18 protein-coding genes are annotated in these 20537 nt (G+C 32.6%); 4 read left to right on the forward strand and 14 right to left on the reverse strand.

Features of this window, described 5'->3' with window-relative positions:
- Positions 1-11 precede the first annotated feature (11 nt).
- Positions 12-1352, reverse strand: a complete 1341-nt coding sequence (locus tag RCH18_RS14075; RefSeq protein WP_326937405.1) for an FAD-dependent oxidoreductase — start codon at positions 1350-1352, stop codon at positions 12-14.
- 59 nt (positions 1353-1411) lie between these two features.
- Entirely contained in the window at positions 1412-3805 is a 2394-nt protein-coding gene (locus RCH18_RS14080) for a penicillin acylase family protein (protein WP_326937406.1), read from the reverse strand.
- Positions 3806-3964: 159 nt separating this feature from the next.
- Here RCH18_RS14080 and RCH18_RS14085 point away from each other — a divergent pair, with 159 nt between their 5' ends.
- Together RCH18_RS14085 and RCH18_RS14090 are read left to right on the forward strand one after the other, a co-directional pair.
- Positions 3965-4606 (forward strand): flavin reductase family protein, encoded by a 642-nt coding sequence (locus RCH18_RS14085; RefSeq protein ID WP_326937407.1) that lies wholly within the window; start codon positions 3965-3967, stop codon positions 4604-4606.
- Between the two features lie 2 nt (positions 4607-4608).
- The gene (locus RCH18_RS14090) at positions 4609-6141 is read left to right on the forward strand and encodes a cryptochrome/photolyase family protein (RefSeq protein ID WP_326937408.1); all 1533 of its coding nucleotides are present in this window, start codon (positions 4609-4611) and stop codon (positions 6139-6141) included.
- A 66-nt stretch (positions 6142-6207) separates the two neighbouring features.
- Here RCH18_RS14090 and RCH18_RS14095 read toward each other — a convergent pair whose 3' ends face one another.
- Both RCH18_RS14095 and kynU read right to left on the reverse strand, forming a co-directional pair.
- A complete protein-coding gene (locus tag RCH18_RS14095; RefSeq protein ID WP_326937409.1) occupies positions 6208-6636 on the reverse strand; it encodes a YMGG-like glycine zipper-containing protein in 429 nt (142 codons plus the stop codon).
- An 86-nt stretch (positions 6637-6722) separates the two neighbouring features.
- Complete coding sequence (gene kynU / locus RCH18_RS14100) at positions 6723-8009, reverse strand: kynureninase (RefSeq protein ID WP_326937410.1); 1287 nt, start codon at positions 8007-8009, stop codon at positions 6723-6725.
- A 152-nt stretch (positions 8010-8161) separates the two neighbouring features.
- Here kynU and RCH18_RS14105 point away from each other — a divergent pair, with 152 nt between their 5' ends.
- Positions 8162-8896 carry an SIMPL domain-containing protein gene (locus tag RCH18_RS14105; RefSeq protein WP_326937411.1) on the forward strand — a complete coding sequence of 245 codons (735 nt, stop codon included), beginning with the start codon at positions 8162-8164 and terminating at the stop codon, positions 8894-8896.
- Positions 8897-8971: 75 nt separating this feature from the next.
- On the opposite strand, the gene queA is transcribed toward RCH18_RS14105, so the two are convergent.
- The 3 genes from queA to RCH18_RS14120 all read right to left on the reverse strand — a co-directional run bounded on the left by queA (position 8972) and on the right by RCH18_RS14120 (position 11929).
- Positions 8972-10021 (reverse strand): tRNA preQ1(34) S-adenosylmethionine ribosyltransferase-isomerase QueA, encoded by a 1050-nt coding sequence (gene queA, locus RCH18_RS14110; protein ID WP_326937412.1) that lies wholly within the window; start codon positions 10019-10021, stop codon positions 8972-8974.
- 222 nt (positions 10022-10243) lie between these two features.
- Positions 10244-11503, reverse strand: a complete 1260-nt coding sequence (aroA, locus tag RCH18_RS14115) for a 3-phosphoshikimate 1-carboxyvinyltransferase (RefSeq protein WP_326937413.1) — start codon at positions 11501-11503, stop codon at positions 10244-10246.
- Between the two features lie 99 nt (positions 11504-11602).
- The gene (locus RCH18_RS14120) at positions 11603-11929 is read right to left on the reverse strand and encodes a nucleotide pyrophosphohydrolase (protein WP_326937414.1); all 327 of its coding nucleotides are present in this window, start codon (positions 11927-11929) and stop codon (positions 11603-11605) included.
- 299 nt (positions 11930-12228) lie between these two features.
- On the opposite strand from RCH18_RS14120, the gene RCH18_RS14125 reads away from it, so the two are divergent.
- Positions 12229-13044 carry a mechanosensitive ion channel family protein gene (locus RCH18_RS14125; protein WP_326937415.1) on the forward strand — a complete coding sequence of 272 codons (816 nt, stop codon included), beginning with the start codon at positions 12229-12231 and terminating at the stop codon, positions 13042-13044.
- 7 nt (positions 13045-13051) lie between these two features.
- On the opposite strand, the gene dtd is transcribed toward RCH18_RS14125, so the two are convergent.
- The 7 genes from dtd to RCH18_RS14160 form a co-directional block, all read right to left on the reverse strand.
- Positions 13052-13504, reverse strand: coding sequence for a D-aminoacyl-tRNA deacylase (gene dtd / locus RCH18_RS14130; protein WP_326937416.1), 453 nt, complete (start codon positions 13502-13504; stop codon positions 13052-13054).
- Between the two features lie 111 nt (positions 13505-13615).
- Positions 13616-14593, reverse strand: a complete 978-nt coding sequence (rsgA, locus tag RCH18_RS14135) for a ribosome small subunit-dependent GTPase A (protein ID WP_326937417.1) — start codon at positions 14591-14593, stop codon at positions 13616-13618.
- A 183-nt stretch (positions 14594-14776) separates the two neighbouring features.
- On the reverse strand, positions 14777-15859 hold the full coding sequence (locus RCH18_RS14140) for a bifunctional 3-deoxy-7-phosphoheptulonate synthase/chorismate mutase type II (RefSeq protein ID WP_326937418.1): 1083 nt from the start codon (positions 15857-15859) through the stop codon (positions 14777-14779).
- Positions 15860-15897: 38 nt separating this feature from the next.
- Entirely contained in the window at positions 15898-16779 is an 882-nt protein-coding gene (locus RCH18_RS14145; RefSeq protein WP_326937419.1) for a prephenate dehydrogenase, read from the reverse strand.
- Positions 16780-16977: 198 nt separating this feature from the next.
- Positions 16978-18129 carry an aminotransferase class I/II-fold pyridoxal phosphate-dependent enzyme gene (locus RCH18_RS14150; protein WP_326937420.1) on the reverse strand — a complete coding sequence of 384 codons (1152 nt, stop codon included), beginning with the start codon at positions 18127-18129 and terminating at the stop codon, positions 16978-16980.
- Positions 18130-18218: 89 nt separating this feature from the next.
- Entirely contained in the window at positions 18219-19046 is an 828-nt protein-coding gene (locus RCH18_RS14155; protein ID WP_326937421.1) for a prephenate dehydratase, read from the reverse strand.
- 364 nt (positions 19047-19410) lie between these two features.
- Positions 19411-20274 (reverse strand): M20/M25/M40 family metallo-hydrolase, encoded by an 864-nt coding sequence (locus RCH18_RS14160; RefSeq protein WP_326937422.1) that lies wholly within the window; start codon positions 20272-20274, stop codon positions 19411-19413.
- Between the last annotated feature and the right edge of the window lie 263 nt (positions 20275-20537).

The following is a 20537-nucleotide window of genomic DNA, read 5'->3' on the forward strand; positions in this document are numbered from 1 at the left end:
GAGTCCTTTCTTTAATTTAATAATTCTAATATCTTCTTCTCGACAATTTCTGAATTCCAAATCTCTGCGATATTTTCAAGTTTTAAAACCTTCTGCATAATTTGATTTTGATATTCCCCAATTGCCAAGGCTTCAGCGTAAGGCTGTAAACTAAAAGTTACCCGACTATATAACGGCATCCATTTATCAGGATGTTTATCAGAAAACCATTTTTCTATTTTCTTTTGTAATAGAAAATTTTCATCAGCAGTTTTAGCGCTCATTTCAATAAAATTTTGCTCTGCTAATTCAGCTATTGCATCTGCATTTGGCTTACGTGATTTTTCATATTCTGTGAATATCCTTTGCCAATCATCTCCATATTGACCAATAAGATTATTTAAGATCGTAATATCTTCAAAACCAGCATTCATGCCTTGTCCATAAAATGGTACGATAGCATGGGCAGCATCGCCTATCAAAGCAAGTTTGTCCTTGTAAGTCCAAGGATAACATTTCATCTTTACTAAATAACTAGTTGGATTCTTAAAAAAATCCTCTACTAAATCAGGAATTACAGCAGCGGTATCAGGGAAATAGGTAGCAAAAAAATCGACTAAGGATTTCTCATCTTTTATTTGTTCAAAAGAATTCTCACCTTCAAATGGCATAAATAAAGTGCAGGTAAAGCTTCCATCGAGATTAGACAATGCCATTAACATAAATTCTCCACGAGGCCAAATATGTAGGGAGTTTTTATCGATTTTATGAGTACCATCAGGATTAGCGGGAATATGCAATTCTTTATATCCAATTTTCATAAATTCCTGCGAGTAATCAAACATCGACTGTCGTTGCATTCTATGACGGATTCTTGAAAAGGCACCATCCGCTCCAAAAACTTTGTCAAATTTCACTTCAGTCCACTCGCCGCGTTCGGTTTCTCCTATATGTAAGGTTGCATCAGACAACGTTACATCCCAAATTTTTTGATTAAAAAAGAATTCGACACCTGACGCTTCAGCAAGGTCAATCATTTTTCTATTTAATATTCCTCTCGAAAGTGAAAAAATAGCTTCCCCTTCTTTTCCATAATTCTGAGTGATAAAACTACCGTCTTGTAAATGAATACCTCTTTTATCTACCGGTATTCCAATACTTCGAATTTCATCATCAAGACCAATATCTTTGAGTGTTTTCCACCCCCGATTTGACATTACCAAGTTGATTGACCGACCAGAGAATTCAATATTTCGGATATCAGGACTTCTATCATAAACATGAACAGTATGCCCTAATTTTTTTAAATAGATTGCCAATAAGGTTCCCACTAATCCAGAACCAACAACGGCAATTTTTTGAGGAGTTTGCATTATAATTTTTTCAAAAGTTAAGCAAAATTAACACTTTATTGTTTTGGAAACTTTAAAAGTCATTTCTTTTTACTGGGCTGGAACACTAATTTTGTTGAAGTTCTAACAATCTCCTTTTTGTTAAGCAACATTCTTCTAAATTTACCCGCATTATACAACTCTGCTTGATCGCTATAATGAGCGCTTAATGGATTCCCTGATTGTCCAGTAGGTAAAATGCTCCAACTATTTTCTACATCAGAAAAATCAACGATGCGCCTTGTTGAAGGTCCACCTTTTACTTCGTAAGTTCCATCTGAAGTATAATCAAAAAACAAGTTATTAATTACTTCTGTAGTTCCCGAAACTTCAAAAGGACCTACATTGAAAATCCCTTTTAAAGCCGCCACTTTGCCCATTGGATGTTCATGTTCAAGAGTATGTACTTTGTTCCATGTCCATTTTTCAATGTTGTTTCCTAATTGCTTTTCTAAAGCTATAATCGATTCACGAAAAGAACTTGAAATTATTTGAGCTCTACTTTCTTTTATATCTTTAGTATTTACGTCGTCCCACCATAGCGATTTTTCATTTCTAATTTGTGTGGTAATCACTTGTTTTACCACATGAGTGCCTAAAAACATTTTGAAATTCTCAGTGCCAAGCTCATCTGAAAATGTGTTTTTTAAATAATTAAAAATCCATTTGTTATAAATAGTAGGAGCAATATCATTAAGGTTATTAGAGCCTTTCCATTTTCTCAAAATTGATACTGCTCGCTTTTCAGTTTCAGAAAATGATTGTTCGTCGAGGTTTAATAGTAGGTTTTTTACAATTTTTGGTGAAACAGCAGATGTATTATCAAATAACATGTTGCCAACAGCAGCCATATCCCAATTAGACTTTTTATCTAATAAATGAGTGATTCTTTTTGCACGATCTTCCGGAAGATAATAACCTGGATATAAAAATCCGTCAATGGGTTCTGGTTGATTGTTTGCGGAATACACATAATTCCAATTCGGATTTTCAGCCGATGGATTTTTGGAGAAATCCAAGAATTCTACAATATCATCTTTTCCAGTAACGCCATTTAAAATAAAATTCGGATTGACCCCTTTATTATGTTTGTATAATTTTCCAGTTGCCCACCAAGCCACGTTCCCTTTAGCATCACCATACATTACATTTAATCCTGGAGCAGCAATTAAAGCAACTCCTTTCTGAAAATCGGCTTTACTCTTAGCATGCGAAATCATATAAACAGCATCTAAAATTTCAATAGGTTGTTGCGTGTATATCCATGACATTGCTACAGGTTTATCCTTTTGCAAACCATCAATCAAATCGTTTACAACTGGACCATGCCGTGTTATTTTTACATTTAAGACCATATCAGTACTATCTTTTACTTTTATTGTTTTTTTCAGTGTCTGATAAGCATTGAAACCGCTGGGTGTTTTATACGTGTTACTATCTTTTGGATTAGTTTCTTCTTGATAAAAATCGATATCATCATTTTCAAACATAGTTAATCCATAAGCATATTCTCTATTGTGTCCTAATAAAGGATATGGCGTTCCAGCTAAGTAAGAACCATATAATTCAAAATCAGGGGTTACTAAGTGTGCTTCATACCAAGTTCCAGGTTGTGAAAAGCCAATATGAGGATCGTTAGCAAAAATAACTTTACCATCTTTTGTTTTTTTAGGACCTAGAACCCAACTGTTGCTGCCTATGAAAGGGGAAACTGGCGATTGATTTAAAATGGCAGTAATTGATTTCGAGATGGCAACATACTGCTGCGAAATTACACCAGCAGTTTTAATTTTTGTTGTATTAAAAGAACCATCCAATCCAAATTCCTTTAAATATTCCATTCCATATTTATTACGAATATCAGTCATTAACGGATCTGACTTTTGAGCCATCGCAAAACTAAAAGACATATAGCCAAATATATTATAGACGTCTTTTAATGTAAATTTTTCTTTTTTGATATTAAGTAAGCTAAACTCAATAGGTGTTGTTCCTTCCTCTAAATATTGATTAATCCCATTTAAATATGCAATTGACAATTGATAACTTGGACTTTTCTTATCTAATTTCGCTATTGCTTTTGCCGATGCTTCTTCGATTCCTATACCTGCAAAAAATTTATCGTTTTTTAATGTTACGGAGCCAAATATTTCAGACAATCTTCCAGGAGCAATGCGTCTCAGTAATTCCATTTGCCATAATCGATCTTGCGCGTGAACATAACCAAGTGCAACCATGGCATCTTTTGATGAAGCAGCATAAATATGGGGAACCCCAAATTCATCAAAGTAAACAGTTGTTTCTTTTTGAATATTTGCCAATTTAAGTTCGCCTTCATATTTAGGTTTCGTATAAATCCCGTAAATAAGTGCTGTGATAATTACAAGCGCAATTAATAAAAGTAGTCCGACAAGAAATTTTTTAAATATTTTCATTTATGTAGAGATTGAAAAACAAATATAAATGATTTTTGAGTATTTGAATCGTTAACCTAAAGAGGTAAACTGCTACAGTATCAAAAATTTTTAATTTCTGTTTAGTTTATTTTCAACTTGATTAAACAAAAAGTATATTTGTTTCAAATTAAAATTTATATGAAACACATTTCAAGAGATGACATTTCTCAAATGGAGAAAATCGAAAGACTAAATCTAATCAACTCCTGCACTGGTTATAAATCAGCTAGTTTAATAGGAACTAAATCTGCGGATGGACAATCAAATGTAGCTATATTTAGTAGTGTAACACATTTAGGTAGTAATCCTGCCATAATAGGATTTATCATGCGTCCTACTACTGTTCCCCGGGACACTTATAAAAACATTAGAGAAACTGGATATTTTACTGTTAATCATATAACTGCTAATATGATTGAGGATGCGCACCACACTTCAGCTAATTATGACGTAGGTATTTCGGAATTTGAAAAAACAAATCTAGAAGAAGAGTATAAAAATAATATTGAAATTCCATTTGTGAAGGGAAGTCCAGTACAATTACACTGTAAATATCTAAACGAATACTATATAAAAGAAAATGATACCATTCACGTCATTGCATCAATTGAAAATTTATTTTTTCAAGAGGATTTAGAGCATAAAGATGGCTGGTTACAATTAGATAAAGGAAATGTAGTTACAATAAATGGTCTTGATGGCTATTGTTTACCCACATTGATTGACCGTTATCAATACGCTAGAAAAGAAATCCCTACAACTTCTTTTTTCAAAAAATAGAAATGAAAAAACTCCGCTTAATTCTTGGTGATCAATTAAATTTACAACATTCTTGGTTTAAAGAATGTAGTGAGAATACTATTTATGTTTTAGCAGAAATGCGTCAAGAGACTGATTATGTAAAGCACCATATCCAGAAAGTTGTTGCATTTTTTCAATCGATGCGTAATTTTCATACAACTATTCAAGGGCAAGGACATCAAGCTATTTCTTTTCAAATTACGGATACCGAAAATCCTCAAGACTTAGAAAAACTCATTTTGCTTTGTATTGAAAAACACTCGATTGAAAAATTTGAATATCAATTACCCGATGAATATCGCTTAGATGAACAATTAAAAAGTATTTGTTCCAAATTAAAAATTTCTTCTGAACCGTTTGATTCTGAGCATTTTTACACAACACGCAACGAGCTTGCTGAATTTTATGAAGGTAAAAAGGTTCTTTTAATGGAAAACTTTTATCGCAACATGCGAAAAAAGCATCATGTTTTGATGAATGGTTCAACTCCAGTAGGCAATCAATGGAACTATGATGCTAGCAATCGTAAAAAATACAAAGGTGAAATTCCTATTCCAGCTGAGAAAAATTTTCACGCAGATGTTTCAAGTATTATTGTTCAAATAAAAGAAGCTGGTGTGATGACTTTTGGCAATATTAATGAAAATGATTTTAGTTGGCCTACCTCGAGAGAACAATCACTTATTGTATTAAATTATTTCTGTACTCATTTATTACAGCACTTTGGCGATTATGAAGATGCCATGCATACTGATGAAAAATTTCTTTTTCATTCTCGTTTGTCTTTTGCCATGAATAGTAAAATGCTTTCGCCAAAAGAAGTACTTGAAACAGTAATTTCTTTTTATCGCGCAAATGAAACTTATATTACAATTTCGCAAGTAGAAGGATTTGTAAGACAAATATTAGGTTGGAGAGAATATATACGAGGTATTTACTGGAAGGAAATGCCAAATTATTCCGAGATGAATAAATTGAATAATACTAATAAATTACCTGACTTTTTCTGGACGGGAAAAACTAAAATGAATTGCTTGAGCCACGCCATTAATCAAAGTCTAGATGAAGCGTATGCACATCACATACAGCGGCTTATGGTTATTGGAAATTTTACTCTGCTCACACAAATTCATCCAGATGAAGTCGATCAATGGTATTTGGGAGTTTACATCGATGCGATTGAATGGGTTGAAATGCCCAACACTCGCGGGATGTCACAATATGCGGACGGCGGTATTATTGCGACAAAACCGTATGTATCTTCTGGTAGTTACATTAACAAAATGAGTAATAATTGCGCTAAATGCCATTATAATGTCAAAGAAAAATTTGGAGATAAAGCTTGTCCTTTCAATAGCTTATATTGGAATTTCCTTGACGAAAAAAAGGAGTATTTTAAAGGGAATCACAGAATGGGAATGATGCTTAATCTTTTACAAAAAATAGATCCAGAAGAACTATATAAAATTAAAGTAAAAGCAAATGAGATCATTGAAAATATGGATTCCTATTAGCAAATAAAAAAAGAGTGTTTAAACTCACCAGGAATTTAAACACTCTTTTGTTATTAAAATTCAAATTTAATCTTTTTTCTTCTTAGCATCTAAAATAGCTCCTGTACCAGCACCCACTCCTGCACCAGCAACACCGCCAATAATTGCGCCTTGCACTTTTTTCTTGCTGATTATAGCACCAGTTGCAGCACCAACACCAGCACCTATTACAGCGCCTTTAGCTGTGTTACTCCACCCTTGCTTTTTAGTTGTTGTTGTTGTTGTTGTTGAACTAGGAGCTTGTTGATTTACAACAATCACTTCCTTTTTAGTTTCAATTTTAGCTTCCTCAATTTTAACTATCTCCAGTTTCATGGAATCAATGACTCTTTGTTTTTCATTTACCACTTTCATTGAATCTACAGTAGCTTTTTTTGCTGCCTGTATATCCATTTTACCTTGATTTTGACACGATATCACTACTATTGACAATAGGAAAAAATATACTAATTTCATAATTTATTGTATTTGTTTTAATTTGCAAAGTAAGGCTTAATATTATGAAATTGTGCTACAAAATTAGCAGTAATATTTACAAACCTTTAAACACTGGCTTTACTCATAATTCCAGCTTTCAAGATCTGACCAAAATTGTACATATCCTCAAATGATGTATATAATGGAACAGGCGCTAATCGAATAACATTTGGCTCGCGCCAATCTATAATCACACCATTTTTCATTAGATAGTCAAACAAACTACGACCTTCGCCATGAAGCAAAACTGATAATTGTGAAGCTCTATCGGCAGGATCTGAGGGCGTAATAATTTCAAATGTACTATTGGTTTCTTTATCTATTTCATACAGAATAAACTCTAAATAGGCAGTTATTAAATCTCGTTTTTGCATCAGTGCATCCATTCCTATTTCGTCAAACATTTCAACGGAAGCTAAATAAGGCGCTAAAGAAAGAATTGGTATATTGCTTATTTGCCAACCATCAGCTCCGTGAACGGGGTCAAAAGTTTGTTCCATCTTAAAACGTCGTTCTTTATTGTGTCCCCACCATCCAGCAAATCTTGGTAGCGTTGCATCATTATGATGCTTTTGATGAATAAAGCAACCCGAAGCATTTCCAGGTCCTGAATTCATATATTTATAACTGCACCAAGAAGCAAAGTCTACGTTCCAATCATGTAATTGAAGTTTCACGTTTCCGGCAGCATGTGCTAAGTCCCAACCTACATTAGCTCCCACTTTATGTCCCGCAGCCGTTATCGTTTTTATGTCAAATACTTGTCCTGTGTAATAATTAACACCGCCTATTAAGACTAAAGCCAACTCCTCACCTACTTCCTCAATTTTTGATAAAACGTCTTCTAAGCGAATGTTGTGTTCGCCATCGCGCCGCTTAATTTCTACAATTGCATCTTCAGGTTTGTATCCGTGAAAATCGACCTGACTTTGAAACATATATTGATCAGAAGGGAAAGCTTTCTCCTCACAAATGATTTTATATCTTATTTTAGTTGGACGATAAAAAGAAACCATTAACAAGTGTAGATTAACTGTAAGCGTATTCATTACCGTAATTTCACTTGGCAAAGCACCAAAGACTTTACTTAATGGTTCCGCAAATCGTTCGTGATAATCCCACCATGCTTTTTCTGCGTAGAAATGACCTTCTACGGCTAGATTTGCCCAATCATTCATCACCTCATCTACATATTTTTTTGTTCTTTTAGGCTGTAAACCCAAAGAATTCCCTGTGAAATAAATAACTTTTTTATCATTTACTTTTGGAAAAATAAATTCTTGTTGGTATTTATTTAATATATCATTTGCATCCAATAACTGTGCAAACTCAAGTGTATTTTCAAAATTCATAATCTCTAAATTGATTTGTAAAAATAGTGAAAAAGAAAATAGAGCATATAAAATAGCTTGAAGATTATGATTTAATTAGTGTACACGTTTTTTTGTAATTTATTCATGGTCTAATAATTGAGTATATTTGTAAAACTATAAAATATATTAATATGCTTAAAAACAGTTTAAACGTTATTATAATTGCAATAGCCGTTGTAATTTCCTCTTATTTATTCTCTAATGCCTTTCAAAACCGAAATAAAAGCGACAACACCATTAGTGTGACTGGATCTGGAAAAAAGGATTTTGTTTCTGACTTGATCGTTTGGAGTGGTTCTTTTTCTAAAAAAAGTATGACTTTGAAAGACGCATACTCTGAATTAGATGCTGATAGAGCAAAAATCAGGAGCTATTTATCAAGTAAAGGAATTGCTGCTAATGAAATGGTTTTCTCAGCTGTAAATTTTAACAAAGAGTTTGAAACTAGTTATTATGAAAATGGCACAATGAGACAGCAAACTTTCACTGGATTTACGTTGACACAAAGCGTAAACATTCAATCCAAAGAGGTCAATAAAATTGAAGAAATTTCAAGACAATCAAGCGAATTAATTAATTCTGGAATTGAATTTTATTCCGGTTCTCCTGAATATTATTACACCAAATTAGCAGAATTAAAAATTCAGATGATCGCAGAGGCTACAAAGGACGCAAGTGCCAGAGCGAACAGTATCGCTGAAAATGCAAATGCAAGTTTAGGAAATTTAAAAAAATCAGATATGGGTGTATTCCAAATTACTGGACAAAATTCATCTGAAGATTTTTCATACGGAGGTTCATTTAACACACAATCTAAAAATAAGACAGCTCACATCACAGTGAGACTTGCTTACCAAGTAGATTAAGTTATTTTGCTTTATTTATAAAAAAAATCTCGTCAGTAATGACGAGATTTTTTTTAATCTATAATAAAATTTTACTTATATAATTAGCATAGCATCACCATAGGAATAAAATTTATATTTTTCTTCGATTGCTTCAGCGTACGCTTTTTTCATCAGGTCATGACCGCAAAATGCAGAAACCATCATTAACAAAGTTGATTTTGGTGTATGAAAATTTGTAATCATACACGTTGGTATTGAAAAATCATGAGGAGGAAAAACAAATTTGTTTGTCCATCCATCAAATGGATTCAAAGTTTCATGTGATGAAACAGAACTTTCAACAGCACGCATAGAGGTAGTTCCTACGGTACAAATACGTTTCTTTTTAGCTTTAGCATCATTGACAATATCACACGCTTCTTGAGTAATTTTTAATTCCTCAGAATCCATTTTGTGTTTTGATAAATCCTCTACTTCAACAGGATTAAAAGTTCCTAAACCTACATGAAGCGTAACCTCAGCAAACTTTATTCCTTTAATTTCTAGTTTTTTCAACAAATGTTTAGAGAAGTGCAATCCTGCAGTGGGTGCCGCTACAGCACCTTCTTCTTTAGCATAAATAGTTTGATAGCGCTCAGCATCTTCTGGAGTTACGTCTCTAGAAATGTATTTTGGGATAGGAGTTTCTCCAAGTTCAGTCAATTTATTTCTAAATTCTTCATAAGAACCGTCGTAAAGAAAACGTAAAGTTCTTCCACGAGAAGTCGTGTTGTCGATAACCTCAGCTACTAATGAATCATCGTCTCCAAAATATAATTTATTTCCAATTCTGATTTTGCGTGCTGGATCAACTAATACATCCCACAGTCTTTGTTCAGAATTTAGTTCTCGAAGTAAAAAAACTTCGATTCTTGCGCCTGTTTTTTCTTTGTTTCCATATAAACGAGCTGGGAAAACTTTAGTATTATTTAGAATTAAAACATCGCCTTCATCAAAATAATCGATAACATCTTTGAACATTTTGTGCTCAATGGTTTGTTTTTTACGATCAATAACCATTAGACGCGCTTCGTCTCTGTTTTCAGCAGGATACTCTGCAAGCAATTCTTTAGGTAAATCGAATTGAAAATGTGATAACTTCATTTTTGTTTTTTATTTAAAAGTTTAAGATTTCAAATTTAAGGTTGTCAAAAAAAAACTTAAAAATCTTTCGAATGCAAATATACGATTGTGAGACAGGCGTTGTCAAGTGTTTTGATGTTTATTTTCAAAAGAAGCTGATTTACTGCACTTTTAAAACATAAGTATTTAATTTTGATCAAAAATTCGGAAGGAACGATCTAATTAAAAAATTAAATTTCATCGTTAATTTTGTTCTAAAATCTTTACACCTATAGTTTTTAAATCATCCCAAAAATCAGGATACGATTTAGAAACTACATCTGCATCTTCTATAATTATAGGAACTTTTAAAGCCAATGGAGCAAATGCCATAGCCATCCTATGATCATTATATGTTGCTATTTTAACGTTATGATTGATGCTAGGTGATGCCGTCAATGTCAAACTATCATTAGTGACTGCAATAGTAGCACCTAATTTTGTTAACTCAATTCTTAAGGCATCTAGCCTATCGGTTTCTTTAATTTTTAAAGTATGAAGACCTGTAAGATGACATCCAATTCCTAAGCCTAAACAAGTCACTACAATAGTTTGGGCTATATCAGGAGTATTGTTCAGTTCAAAATTTACATCAGTAAAAGAAAAATTCTGTTGTTTTGTAAGCGTGATTATATTTTCTGCAAAATGAGTTTCCACACCCATTTGCTTATATATTTCAACCAAAGCGGAATCTCCCTGTAAACTATTTTCTTTATAACTAGTCAATGAAATAGTAGCTTGATCCGCTAATGCTACCAAACTAAAAAAATAAGAAGCAGAACTCCAATCTGATTCTACTACCATTTCTTTAGCTGCAACTATATGTTTTGGAAAAACTCTTATTGTATTTCCAATAAAACTAGTTTGAATATTTAAGTCATTTAGCAAAGCTAAAGTCATTTTAATATAGGGAACCGAAGTGATTTCTCCTTCTAATGTTAGTTCCAATCCGTTTTCTAATTTTGGCGCGATCAATAACAATGCTGAAATATATTGACTACTTACATTTGCAGCCATAGTAACTTTAGAAACGGTGATTTTTTTTCCTTTGATGCGAATTGGTGCATAGCCAACTTCTTTTTCATAGGTGATTATCGCCCCCAACTGCTGCAAAGCTTCTACCAAAACTTTTATAGGACGTTCTTGCATTCTTCTTGATCCAGTCAAAACTACTTCTCTTCCTGCTTGGGTAGCAAAATAGGCAGTTAAAAAACGCATTGCAGTTCCGGCATGATGAATATCTATTTCTTGGCTATCGACTATTGACTCTTGGCTTTTAGCAATAACTTGACTCCCTAATGCTTTCTGCATTACTTCACTATCATCAGAATTAGAGGTATTTGCTAAGGTAATACTTGGAAACAAAGCTTTTAGTAAAAGAAGGCGGTTAGTTTCACTTTTAGAACCGGTAACAGCAATTTGAGCTTTTAAATTAGAATGTGTAGTTTGTAACAGTAAATTCATGTTGTATTTATGAGTTATAAAATTAGAATCACGATAGACGTAATTCAGTGACGCAATTTAGTCTTCCTTGTTTATAATTTCTAATTTAAGCACTATAAATTATTTGAGTTTATCGTTGTTTTTGTGACGATCTTTATCTCTTATCGACTTTAAATCCATCTTTTTATCAAAAGCAGCTTGAAGATCAACTCCTGTTTGATTTGCCAAACATAAAACCACAAAAACGACATCGGCTAGTTCCTCACCAAGATCTTTATCTTTATCACTTTCTTTCTCAGACTGTTCACCGTAGCGGCGGGCAATAATTCGAGCTACTTCACCTACTTCTTCAGTAAGTTGGGCCATGTTTGTAAGTTCATTAAAATAGCGAACACCGTGTTCTTTGATCCACGAATCTACATCTAACTGAGCATTTTTTAAATCCATATTGTTTTTTCTACAAATATACAACTGAGAAAAGCCTAGTAACTATCAACTATTTGCTTTATTTCGATTAGAATGATATTTTTAGATAAAATTTTATCCGAAACTTTTATAATCGAAAATTCTGAAAGGTGAAGAAACTTAAAATTTTGATTTTAATTCGTTTATTTTATCTTTGAGAATTTGCTAAAATTAAATTGCAGTAGCTTGTGTTTCACTCTTTCCATTAATAGTGTGATTCCCACTTAAAATTTTTAGTTATCAGATGACAACTATTCAAACAACATTATAATTGATTTAATATGAAAGAAATTTTTAAGTACAAGATTTTCACTTTTGATGGCTTTACACTCAATTTAGCCACTGTTATAAAAATAGTTATTGTTTTTATACTAGTAGCAGTAATTCTAAAAGTAATCCGATTTAGTATCTATAAAACCAGAAGGTTTGACGAAGCCAAAAAATTCTCTATTTATACGCTAACCAAATATGTAATAATTGTTTTCTCTATTATTTATGGATTAAATGTTATAGGTTTTGATATTTCAGTCTTATTAGCAGGGTCAGCAGCGCTTTTAGTTGGATTTGGACTTGGAATGCAAAATTTATTTAGTGATTATATTTCAGGAATAATCATTTTAATAGATTCTACTATTGAAGTTGGAGACATCATTGAAATCAATGGTTTAATTTGCACTGTGCAGCAAATAAACTTGCGAACCACTACTGTTTATACAAGAGAGGATACTAGCATTATATTACCTAATACTGATTTGACAAGAAATCAATTAATTAATTGGACAGATAGCGGAACAAACGCCCGTTTTGAAATCTCAATAGGAGTTGATTACAGCTCTGATGTAGATCAGGTAATTGAGATTATGCTTGATCTTACATCAAATTTTGAGCAAATTAAAAAGGAACCACAAGCTTTTGTTCGTTTTAAAGACTTTGGAGACTCGTCCTTAGATTTTTCGATTTTCTTTTGGTCAGATGAGATTTTTAGGATCGAAAAAATTAAAAGCGATTACCGCATTGCACTTTTCAAAGCATTTACAAAGCACAATATTGGCATCCCGTTTCCGCAACGCGTTATTCATAATGTAAGTATTGAATAAGATTTTTTTATTCTCTGTTTTTACTATCAATAATGATAGTAACTGGTCCTTCGTTAACCAATCCCACTTTCATATCAGCACCAAAAACTCCTTTTTGGACTTTCTTTTCTAAATTAAATTCTAATCTTTCAATGAATTTTTCGTAAAGTGGTACAGCAACTTTAGGCTTTGAAGCTTTGATGTAAGAAGGGCGATTGCCTTTTTTAGTATTGGCGTGCAGCGTAAATTGGCTGACCACTATAATGTCGCCATTTATATCTTTTACAGAAAGATTCATAACCTGATTCTCATCTGCAAAAATGCGTAGATTAACAATCTTTTGACAAAGCCAGTCAATATCTTCATGACTATCAGCATCTTCGATACCAACTAAAACAAGTAATCCTAATTTAATAACAGCTGCTAAATTATTTTCAATAGTTACTGAGGCAGAGGAAACTCTTTGAATGACTACTTTCATTATTTTTTACGATATTAAAAAACAGATTATAAGAAACGCGTTTTTACTAGTTTTTACTAGACTTTACTAGTTTTTACTAAACTTTAACAATAGACGCGATAAATCGCGTCTCTACTCCCTTGTTTTGTCACTAATGATTCGGTCTTCATTATGAATATCAGTGCGGTAATTTTCATCATCACCTTCTAATATTTTAAGATAACTTCTGTAGCGTGACCAGGCAATCTCATCCCTTTCTAAAGCTGCTTTTATTGCGCAATGCGGTTCATCTTTATGCAAGCAATTATTGAATTTACATTGCTCTTTTAATTTAAAAAATTCAGGAAAATATCCGCTGATTTCCTCTTTTTCCATATCTACAATTCCAAAACCTTTGATACCAGGAGTATCTATAATTTTAGCATCAAAAGACAAATCATACATTTCAGCAAAAGTTGTTGTGTGTTGCCCTTGCTTACTAGCTTCAGAAATAGTCTTGGTTTTTAAGTGTAAAGAAGGTTCCATTGCATTTACCAATGTTGATTTCCCCACACCAGAATGCCCCGAAAACATGCTTACTTTACCAATCATCATTTCTTTAAGCTCGTCTATTCCTTTCATTTCAGTAGAAGAAACTCTTAAACACTTATACCCTATTTCTTGGTAGACATGTTGCATATATAATTGCTCATCAAGGGTCACCTCATCAAAAGTGTCGATTTTATTGAAAACTAGAATTGTTTCTATCCCGTATGCTTCTGCAGTAACTAGAAAACGATCAATAAAATTAAAAGTCGTGGGCGGATTATTTATAGTAATCAATAAAAAAACACAATCAATATTAGACGCTATTATATGCATTTGATGCGATAAATTGACTGACTTACGTACAATATAATTCTTTCTATCATGGATATTATGAATGGTTCCTGTAACCGTATCTGAGGATTTTTCTAGTTCATAATCGACAATATCCCCTACAGCTATAGGATTGGTGCTTTTAATTCCTTTTATTCGGAATTTCCCTTTCATACGGCATTCTATAAAATCCCCTTGTTCAGATTTTACGGTGTACCAACTCCCTGTAGATTTATAAACGAGTCCTGTCATATAGGCTTTATGATTTATGATTAACAATTAAAATTCTAATGTCAATCTAGTAATTTACAAAGATAAAGGATTTATGGTTGGGGTTTACTGCTTTTAGACTTCTGATTTTACAACTATTCTTAAAATTACAAAAATCCCAAAACACAAAGCTTTGGGATCTTGAAAATCTTACTTTAAATCATTTTAAGCATTTAGCACCTTATCTTGATGATTAATACTTTCTTGGTGAATGGCTTTAAACAATCTAAGAACAAATTCTTCTGAAAGACCTTTCTTCTCTCCGTCCAAAATCATTTTCCCCAATATTTCATTCCAACGATTGTTTTGTAACACGGCAACATTCGCCTCTTTTTTAATATGCCCTATTTCGTCTGCTACTTTCATTCTTTTACCTAAAAGCTCTACTAAAGTTGCGTCTAAAACATCAATATTTGCTCTTAATTTTTTCATTTTATGAGTAAATTCATCTGACACATCATCTAATTTTCTAACTTTCAAATCGATAAAAATTTGTTTTAACGCATCTGGTGTTACTTGCTGTGCAGCATCACTCCATGCATTATCAGGATCGATATGTGTTTCTATAATCATACCATCATAATTTAGATCTAAAGCTTCTTGGGTCACTTCAAGAATCATTTTACGATCTCCAGTAATATGTGATGGATCTATGATTAAAGGTAAATCAGGAAATTTATTTTGCAATTCAATAGCAATTTGCCATTCTGGAATATTTCTGTATTTAGTTTTTTCATAAGTTGAAAACCCTCTATGAATTACTCCTAGTTTCTCGATTCCAGCATTATATAAACGCTCTACTCCTCCTAGCCATAAAGACAAATCAGGATTTACAGGATTTTTTACCAATACAATCTTCTTAGTTCCTGCTAATGCATCTGCTATTTCCTGTACCGCAAAAGGATTTACTGTCGTTCTTGCACCAATCCATAAAACGTCAATATCATATTCTAAAGCTAGCTTTACGTGAGCAGCATTTGCTACTTCTGTTCCCATTAGCAAACCCGTTTCTTCTTTTGCTTTTTTCAACCATTTCAAACCTATTTCACCTACACCTTCAAATCCTCCTGGGCGCGTTCTAGGTTTCCAAATCCCAGCTCTAAATATACTTACATCAGAATCTTTTAATTCATGTGCAATTTTCAATACTTGCTCTTCAGTTTCAGCACTACAAGGTCCTGCTATAACAAGTGGATGAGTTAGATTAAACTCATTCAACCAGTTTCTCATTTCTTTTTTATTTTCCATATTTTCTAATTATTTATTCTTTTATTTAAAAACTACTTTTATTTACCAACCTCCTCTGTTTTTAAGGTTGGAGGACTCATCCCGTTTAATATTTCTTTAATTCTATTGACACTTTCCATCTCTTCAAATATTGCTTCATAATCCTCATTTACTAACAAATCTTTAAACTGAGTCAGATTAGAAATGTATTCTTCAAGTGTTTTCACTACTTGTTTTCTGTTTTGTTTAAAAATAGGTGTCCACATGGCAGGCGAACTCTTTGCTAATCGCACTGTACTTTCAAATCCTGAACCCGCCATATCAAATATATCTTGCTCGTGTTTCTCTTTTTCGATAACAGTTTTACCCAACATAAAAGCCGAAATATGTGACAGATGAGACACATAAGCGATGTGCTTATCATGCGATTTCGGATCCATATATCTAATTCTCATCCCCAACTGTTTGAATAAATGGACTGCTTTTTCTTGTAATTTAAAAGATGTTTTCTCCACCTCACAAATAATATTGGTTTTACCCTGAAACAATCCAGTAATTGCTGCTGATGGTCCTGAAAATTCTGTTCCTGCAATGGGATGCGTAGCAATGTAATTTCTTCTTTTTAGATGATTTGCAACTGCTTCACAAATAGGCATTTTAGTAGAGCCCACTTCAAATACAATAGTTTGATCGCCAATCGAATCTAAAACTTTTGGCAAAATATTCAAAGCTACATCTACAGGAACTGAAACAATGACAAAATCAGCATCAATTAAATCCTCAAAATTCGCTCCATCTTCGACAACACCCAAAGCTATAGCCTGCGCCAAATGACTTTCATTCGTATCGATTCCACAAATTGTAGCTTCGGAATACAGCGATTTAATGTCTAATGCCATTGAACCGCCTATTAATCCAATTCCTATTACGTATATTTTCATATTTTAATGTTGCTGATTTACCCTAATTGTCTTTAGGAGCTATGTACTTTTCTAGTTCGCTTCACTCGTGTCCTGCTATTCGTTACAATCTTTTAAGCCGAACACCGGCATAAAAGGATTTTCACTACTATCAGGGCTAAGAAATCTCGTTTACTCTACCGATCTTTTTTCGTTCGATAAACCCAATAAATAACGCCTTTAAACTTTAAATCTACTAATAGCTTCTTGTATTTTTTCCTCTTTTACACATAACGCAAACCGTATGAATCCTTCGCCATTGCTGCCAAAAATAGTTCCTGGTGTTATAAATATTGATTTCTCATATAAGATTTCATCAATAAATTTTTCTGCTGACGTAATTCCCTTTGGTAATTTAGCCCAAACAAATAATCCAACGCCTTCTTTATACACTTGGCAACCTAATTGTTCCGCTAATTGTTCCGTAAGAACTCTTCGCTTTTTATAAATTATGTTCATTTCTTCAAACCACGATTTGTCACTTTTTAAAGCTTCAATTGCGCCTTTTTGAATTCCAAAAAACATTCCGCTATCCATATTGCTTTTTACCTTTAAAACGGCATCTATACAAGCGGCATTTCCTAAAACCATCCCAACTCTCCATCCTGCCATATTGAAAGTTTTGCTCAATGAATTCAGTTCTAGCGCAACTTCTTGAGCTCCTTCCACTTGTAACAAACTCATTGGATTATCATTCAAAACAAAACTATAAGGATTATCGTTAACTAATAAAATTTGGTGTTTTTTAGCAAAAGCCACCAACTTTGAAAATAAGTCTAAACTTCCTCGAGCTCCTGTTGGCATGTGCGGGTAACCAATCCACATGATTTTTACTTTCGATAAGTCTAATTTTTCTAATGCTTCAAAATCAGGCTCCCAATTTGTACGCTCCGTTAAATCATAAAATACTGGAATTGCTCCCACTAAATTTGTTACTGATGTGTAGGTAGGATAACCAGGATTTGGTATCAGAACGTGGTCTCCTTCATTCAAAAAAGCTAATGAAATATGCATGATTCCTTCTTTTGAACCCATCAATGGTAGGATTTCAGCTGCCGGATTCAAGTTGACATTATAATTTTTTTTATAAAACTGAGCCATTCCCTGACGTAATTCAGGTAAACCTTGATAGCTTTGATATTGATGTGCATTGGGATCACTCATGGCTAAACGCACCGCATCAACCACTACTTGTGGAGGCAGTAAATCAGGACTACCAATTCCCATATTGATAATGGGTTTCCCCTCAATAGCCAGTTGTCTCACTTCTCTCAATTTAGAAGAGAAATAATATTCTTCAATTGTGTCTAAACGTTTAGCTGTAGTAATCATTATATCTTTTATTTATTAATTCCATTTTGGAATTTCACTTCTCTCGAGTAATTTTTCAATTCGCAACTTTCACGTTTGGGTATCAGTGCTTATTCTTTTGTGTTTTTATATTCTCCTAAAACTTTAAAGTACTCAGCCATAATCACTAAAAGTGATTTTGCTTTAGAATAATCTTCGTACTTTTCAAAAGTAACGTCGACAAAAAACGAATATTTCCAAGGTGTTTCTATTTTTGGTAACGACTGGATTTTAGTTAAATTTAATTTACAATCACTCATAACATTTAAAACCGCGGCTAAACTTCCTCGCTTGTGATCTAACTCAAATTTGATTGAAGCTCTTTGTATTTCATTTTCTGAAACAAAAGAATTTTGTTTTTTGATAATAACAAAACGAGTCATGTTATTTTTAATCGTTTGAATTTCTGGCGACAATATTTCTAGGTTATACATTTGCGAAGCTGCTGTACTGGCTATTGCTGCAATTCCTTTGAGCTGTTTCTGTTGGATTCTACGAGCTGTCTCAGCAGTATCTTTATCTTCAACTAATTTTATATTTGGATATTTTTTTAAAAAATCCATACATTGTAAAATAGCCATAGGGTGCGAATGCACCTCTACAATATCTTCTATTTTCTGACCTTTTAATGCCATTAAATTTTGTTGAATTTTTAAATAATGCTCTCCTATAATGTGCAAATTATTTTTATCAATTAAAGCATAATTGGGAATAATGGGGCCAGCAATCGAATTTTCTATCGCCATAACTGCTTGATCCGATTTGCCAGAAAGTAAACTATCTACCAATTCCTCAAAAGACAAACACTCATCAACAATCACATTTTGATCATAATATTCTTGTGCAACTTGATGATGAAAAGATCCTTTTATACCTTGTATCGCTATTATATTACTCATTATTTTAAAAATTTGGCAAAAAAAAATCCCGACTCACATCGGGATTGTATATTATAATTATCAATTTAATTTTTTAATTAAATAACCATACGACAATCCCTATTCTGTTTCCAGAAAAAATAATAAGAATTGCTAAAATAAAATCGGTTACTTAACATTGTACTGTTTGATTGTATTAAACTCTGTGCGAATGTATCAATTATTTATAGTTTACCAAAAAAAAAAGTGTTTTTTGTCAAACAAAAAAAGAATTCTTGAAAAAAGACCTTTTTTTTAATATAATTATCAAAATAGACCTTATAAAATTACATAATAACATTTACATTTTTGATAAATATTGTTAAATGAAAAAAATAAAAATAGATTACCTTTTCTTTACTCTTGATGGAGTATCGATACCATTAATTATAGTTTGAGAACTTAAAGCAATTGCTTTTATGATCTCAGTCATATTATCAAGGTCTAAAGTAGACACTTCATCACTTACTTTATGATAATTAGCCTCAACATCCATTTTTGATGTAGAAATAGTGTGCGCTGGAACACCTTGAGCTGCTAATCTAGCATTGTCTGAACGGTAGAACAACTGTTGTGTAGGATAAGGATCTTGATAAAAATTAAAATTTGTCTCTTTTAAATTTTTTTGCAAAATAGGTCCAAAGTCTGTTTTTTCAAATCCTGTTATATAAGCTGAATTTTTACCCCATTTGCTTTCTGTTCCTATCATTTCTATATTAAACATCGCTACAACGGAATCTGGATTCATTTTTTCTGAGAAAAATTTTGATCCAAAACCACCTATTTCTTCAGCAGTAAAAGCTATAAAAATGATGGTGCGCTCATTATTATTTAATTCTTTATAATATTTAGCTAACGCAATTACGGCAGTTGTTCCCGAAGCATCATCATTAGCACCATTATAAATTTTGTCAACTCCTTCTTTTGCCATTCCTAAATGGTCATAATGCGCTGAAAAAATGACAAATTCATTTGGTTTCGATTTGCCAGGCAAAACTCCTATCACATTGTTAGCTGCTTTACCTTTTATATCAAATTCTTGCCGGTAATTTTTTAATTGATCAAAAAATGAAAGTTTAATTTTTTTAAATTCATTTTCTATAAAACTGGAGGCCAATTCTATACCAGGAGAAAAAGTGGCTCTTCCCTCCATTTTATCGGAGGCAAGCTCTGTTTCAATTCTAATAACCTCTTGTTTATTGATGCTCACAATTTTTTGCGCGTGGACAAAAAATCCAAGGAGCAGAAAAAATAATATACTTTTATTTTTCATGTTTTTTATAACTTAGTTTGTTAATTGTAGGCTGCAAAATACAATTTAAAACTTATTATTTCCAATTCTATTTTTATGTATTAGATAATTATTGATTTATGTTTATAATCAATAGCGTCCTAAACGATTAAAAAGGGAAGGAGTTTTTATCCCTCAAAAAATTACCTTTGAGGTTCTCCATAAAACGCCCCTTCCCTATG

The organism is Flavobacterium sp. PL11, from assembly GCF_035985025.1.
Lineage (GTDB): Bacteria > Bacteroidota > Bacteroidia > Flavobacteriales > Flavobacteriaceae > Flavobacterium.

Coding starts and splice junctions, on each gene's coding strand:
- RCH18_RS14075 (WP_326937405.1), bottom strand. CDS start 1,352: ATGCAAACTCCTCAAAAAATTGCCGTTGTTGGTTCTGGATTAGTGGGA.
- RCH18_RS14080 (WP_326937406.1), bottom strand. CDS start 3,805: ATGAAAATATTTAAAAAATTTCTTGTCGGACTACTTTTATTAATTGCG.
- RCH18_RS14085 (WP_326937407.1), top strand. CDS start 3,965: ATGAAACACATTTCAAGAGATGACATTTCTCAAATGGAGAAAATCGAA.
- RCH18_RS14090 (WP_326937408.1), top strand. CDS start 4,609: ATGAAAAAACTCCGCTTAATTCTTGGTGATCAATTAAATTTACAACAT.
- RCH18_RS14095 (WP_326937409.1), bottom strand. CDS start 6,636: ATGAAATTAGTATATTTTTTCCTATTGTCAATAGTAGTGATATCGTGT.
- kynU (WP_326937410.1), bottom strand. CDS start 8,009: ATGAATTTTGAAAATACACTTGAGTTTGCACAGTTATTGGATGCAAAT.
- RCH18_RS14105 (WP_326937411.1), top strand. CDS start 8,162: ATGCTTAAAAACAGTTTAAACGTTATTATAATTGCAATAGCCGTTGTA.
- queA (WP_326937412.1), bottom strand. CDS start 10,021: ATGAAGTTATCACATTTTCAATTCGATTTACCTAAAGAATTGCTTGCA.
- aroA (WP_326937413.1), bottom strand. CDS start 11,503: ATGAATTTACTGTTACAAACTACACATTCTAATTTAAAAGCTCAAATT.
- RCH18_RS14120 (WP_326937414.1), bottom strand. CDS start 11,929: ATGGATTTAAAAAATGCTCAGTTAGATGTAGATTCGTGGATCAAAGAA.
- RCH18_RS14125 (WP_326937415.1), top strand. CDS start 12,229: ATGAAAGAAATTTTTAAGTACAAGATTTTCACTTTTGATGGCTTTACA.
- dtd (WP_326937416.1), bottom strand. CDS start 13,504: ATGAAAGTAGTCATTCAAAGAGTTTCCTCTGCCTCAGTAACTATTGAA.
- rsgA (WP_326937417.1), bottom strand. CDS start 14,593: ATGACAGGACTCGTTTATAAATCTACAGGGAGTTGGTACACCGTAAAA.
- RCH18_RS14140 (WP_326937418.1), bottom strand. CDS start 15,859: ATGGAAAATAAAAAAGAAATGAGAAACTGGTTGAATGAGTTTAATCTA.
- RCH18_RS14145 (WP_326937419.1), bottom strand. CDS start 16,779: ATGAAAATATACGTAATAGGAATTGGATTAATAGGCGGTTCAATGGCA.
- RCH18_RS14150 (WP_326937420.1), bottom strand. CDS start 18,129: ATGATTACTACAGCTAAACGTTTAGACACAATTGAAGAATATTATTTC.
- RCH18_RS14155 (WP_326937421.1), bottom strand. CDS start 19,046: ATGAGTAATATAATAGCGATACAAGGTATAAAAGGATCTTTTCATCAT.